At 47.4% G+C, this 3372-nt stretch carries 4 protein-coding genes and 1 pseudogene; 1 reads left to right on the forward strand and 4 read right to left on the reverse strand.

The window, feature by feature from the left end; all coding sequences use genetic code 11:
- Nucleotides 1–152: pseudogene (gene nikA, locus WC5_RS26070) on the reverse strand (IncI1-type relaxosome accessory protein NikA); the annotation flags it as partial.
- 233 nt (nt 153–385) lie between these two features.
- On the opposite strand from nikA, the gene WC5_RS21050 reads away from it, so the two are divergent.
- Complete coding sequence (locus WC5_RS21050) at nt 386–721, forward strand: hypothetical protein (protein WP_016231310.1); 336 nt, start codon at nt 386–388, stop codon at nt 719–721.
- A gap of 154 nt (nt 722–875) precedes the next feature.
- Here WC5_RS21050 and tnpA read toward each other — a convergent pair whose 3' ends face one another.
- From tnpA to WC5_RS21035, 3 genes are all read right to left on the reverse strand, one after another.
- Nucleotides 876–1334, reverse strand: coding sequence for an IS200/IS605-like element IS200C family transposase (gene tnpA, locus WC5_RS21045; RefSeq protein ID WP_000526135.1), 459 nt, complete (start codon nt 1332–1334; stop codon nt 876–878).
- A gap of 141 nt (nt 1335–1475) precedes the next feature.
- Nucleotides 1476–2731, reverse strand: a protein-coding gene (locus WC5_RS24590; RefSeq protein WP_107164610.1) for an IS3 family transposase whose coding sequence is annotated in 2 segments (ribosomal slippage) — nt 1476–2380 and nt 2380–2731 — 1257 coding nt in all. Because the reading frame shifts where the segments join, the coding sequence is not laid out codon by codon here.
- 101 nt (nt 2732–2832) lie between these two features.
- Nucleotides 2833–3372, reverse strand: a 540-nt coding sequence (locus tag WC5_RS21035) for a DUF4942 domain-containing protein (RefSeq protein WP_016231312.1), incomplete at its 5' end; no start/stop codon positions are given.

Here is a 3372-nt window from a genome sequence, read left to right on the forward strand (position 1 = left end):
AGTGCTGCATTTCGGATGTAAGCAGATACAGTAAGTCCGGAATCTTCAGCTTTTTTCCTGATGGTTTCATCCTCAACAGGAGAGAATCTGAGTGTTCTGACAACTGTCTTTTGCCGTACCTCACTTTTCTTTCTTACTGCACTATCACTCACTTCAGGCTCCTTACGGGGTGTCGTGGCGAAGCCCTGACCAGATGGTAATTGTAATAGCGTCGCGTGTGACGGTATTACAATTACACATCCTGTCCCGTTTTTTAGGTCATTATAGCCTGTTATTTTTGTGCATCATAGTCTTATACAGACGGCAGAGACAGGGCGCAGCCCTGCCAGGAGTCAGTTTTTGATGATAAAATCAGACTTCAACATGAAACGGAGAGAAAGTGCCAATGGCTTCTAAAAAATTTTACTCAGATGATGACATCCAGCTGGCAAAAGCTGCTTTATCGGAATTGCCAGACCTCACCGCTCAACGGAAAACATTGCGTGATTTTCTTGATGCCATTCGTGATGACATCATTGTCCTGGTAAGGACAAAGGGTTACACACTGGCAGATGTTCGTGACACGCTCAAAAATGCAGGATATGAAGTAGGAGAGAAGGCACTTCGTGACATTATTCGGAAAGCAGAATCGAAAAAATCATCCCGCCGTTCTTCCTCTAAAACAGCACATAAAAAGACAGATTCAGGTAAGAAAGATGGCATCGATATGAACAACAATTGATGTGACAATGTCACATCGTTTTCTGAAATTATGATGATTACAGGAAATAAATATCCTCCGGCATAGCCGGAGGTTTTTCAAATGCGCCTATAAGGCTCTCTTACCAGCCGCGCCCTAACAGGCGCACACGATCTGACATTTGCATCCAACTTCGTTACTTACGGCCCGTAAACGGGCTGCCCGGATAGGGAATCGATAACTGCTCTCCCATTTTATCCTCTTCAAGCTGGTGCTTTATGTAATCCTGTATCTTCGCCGTGTTCTTACCCACCGTATCGACGTAGTACCCTCTGCACCAGAACTCTCTGTTCCTGTATTTGAATTTCAAATCACCAAACTGCTCGTAAAGCATCAGACTGCTTTTCCCTTTCAGATATCCCATAAAGCCGGATACGCTCATTTTGGGCGGGATCTCCACAAGCATATGGATATGATCTGCACAGCATTCAGCTTCAAGAATCCGTACGCTTTTCCACTCACACAGCTTTCTCAAAATACTGCCTATTGCTCTACGCTTCTCTCTGTAGAACACTTGTCTTCGGTATTTTGGCGCAAAAACTATGTGATATTTACAGTTCCATCGGGTGTGCGCTAAGCTCTTTTCGTTCCCCATTGGGACCCCCTTTTGATTTCTTGTTTGATACTTGCAGTTGCCAGACCGCAAGGTGTTTTAACAAATCAAAAGGGGTTTTAATAACTGGCTCAAAGCTGAAAGCTTTCCGGAACCCCCAGCCTAGCTGGGGGTTTTCTGTGACTAGTCCTGATATAAGTTGACACTTTTCTGTCTGTAAAACGCCTGATGAACGTCATCGGGCGTTTTGTATTTCAGGGCCAGGTGTGGCCGCTCACAGTTATAAATTGTCACGGACTCTTTTACCATTTCCCGGGCTTGCATCAGGTCTGCAGGACGCGAGAGTAAAAACTCATTTTTCAGGATACCGTTTATTCGCTCAGCCAGTGCGTTCTGGTAGCAGTCATAACCATCAGTCATTGAACAGGTTATTCCGTTTTTCTCATGGACTGACTGATAAAGAGCTGAACAGTATTGCAACCCTCTGTCAGAGTGATGTACCAGAGGACCTGTCGTTTTTCTTCGCCTCAGAGCCTGTCTGAACGCTTTTACCACATTTTCTGTCTGCAGATTTCCCCCGACATGGTAACCCATGATTTTTCTGGAGCAGGCATCAGTGACCAGACTCAGATAAGCCATGCCGCTGAGCAGGGGAAGGTAAGTAATGTCGGCAACCCAGACCTGCTCTGGCTCAAGGGCGGTAACCTGCTCCGGGCCGGGTTTCAGCAGATTGGGATGCCGGTAAAAGCGGTGATGGCTGTTGGTAGTTTTGTGATATGCCCGCTTTACTGGCACCAGGAGCCGGTATTCATCCAGCAGGTTAAACAAACGGTCTCGTCCGATATTCAGCCTTTTATCGGCCTGCGTGTTCAGCAGATAGTGCAGTTTACGCGCACCGATTCGCGGCTGACGACATCTGATACGGGCAACAAAATTAAGAACCTGAGCATGATGTTCCTGCCGTTTTCTGCGCCTTGCGTTGTCCTGATACCATGCCTGTCTGCTGTGCCCCAGGAACTGACATGCACGCGTAACAGTTATTTTTGGGGCCGAACTCTGCGCGAGGACTTGCCGGGCCGCTTTTTTACGATACTCACCCCGTAATCATTTTTCAGGACATTGATAACCGACTCAAAAAACTCAGCTTTCTGGTTCGCCAGCTCAAGCTGCTCTTCAAGTTCTCTGATTCTTTGCTCGGGTGTGAGCGGGATAGTTGTCTGAGTCACAGGCAGTTTCCTCTTCACCAGATCAGGAAGTCCGGGACTCCAGTCAAGCCGGCCATATTTACGCAACCAGACAAGAACGGTGGAGCGCCCCTGAATGCCATACCGCTGCTGAGCCTGTTTATAGGTCATCTCGCCTTTTTCAACCTGCTCAACAACAGCTATTTTAAAGGATAGAGGATAATCACGTTGGGTGCGTTTGAACTCAGTCATCATCACGTTCTCCGGATTTAAGTCTGGAACGTGTCAACGCTATTCAGGACGGGTCACTGTGCACAAAAAAGCCCCGGCATAAATACCAGGGCTTTTCTGTTTAATCAGACTCGTGGCAGCAATGTACCAGGATAATGTCGGGCAATAATATCATTCAGTTTTTCAACAAGGTCCGGACGCTTAAAGACAATGTGTACGGTCCCTTTCTGGTAGCCACGCACCGTAAAATATTCCCCTTCTAACAGCTTACCAACATTGTCGCCGTTCCCGAGAAATTCACCATACTGCGCCCCGATGCTGTTCCCGAAGTCAGGAACGTTGCGCCCCTCCAGCAGATAAAACGGACGTACCAGGTCATCCAGCTCATCCCGTCCGCTGCAGTCCAGCGTCACACGCCCGTTACTCCAGCGGTACAGCAGGTTTTCAATAATGATTTTCTTGCCCAGACGGCAGGGATTATTGGTTCTGTAATCCCATGACAATTTCCGGTAGACATCAATCAGTACCTGTTCAAATGTCTGCATCTTACTGGCATTCAGATGGCGAAAAGTTGCCAGTACATTGTCCAGGGTGATTTCAGGACAGGTGTCGCTCATCAGCTGGCTGTTCCACTCATCACGCTGGCATGAACTCATGAAGGTGTA

It is taken from the genome of Escherichia sp. KTE114, from assembly GCF_000407765.1.
Taxonomy (GTDB): domain Bacteria; phylum Pseudomonadota; class Gammaproteobacteria; order Enterobacterales; family Enterobacteriaceae; genus Escherichia; species Escherichia ruysiae.

Bases quoted from the DNA above. Each gene is read 5' to 3' on its own strand.
- WC5_RS21050 (WP_016231310.1), top strand. From the start codon at position 386: ATGGCTTCTAAAAAATTTTACTCAGATGATGACATCCAGCTGGCAAAA.
- tnpA (WP_000526135.1), bottom strand. From the start codon at position 1,334: ATGGGGAACGAAAAGAGCTTAGCGCACACCCGATGGAACTGTAAATAT.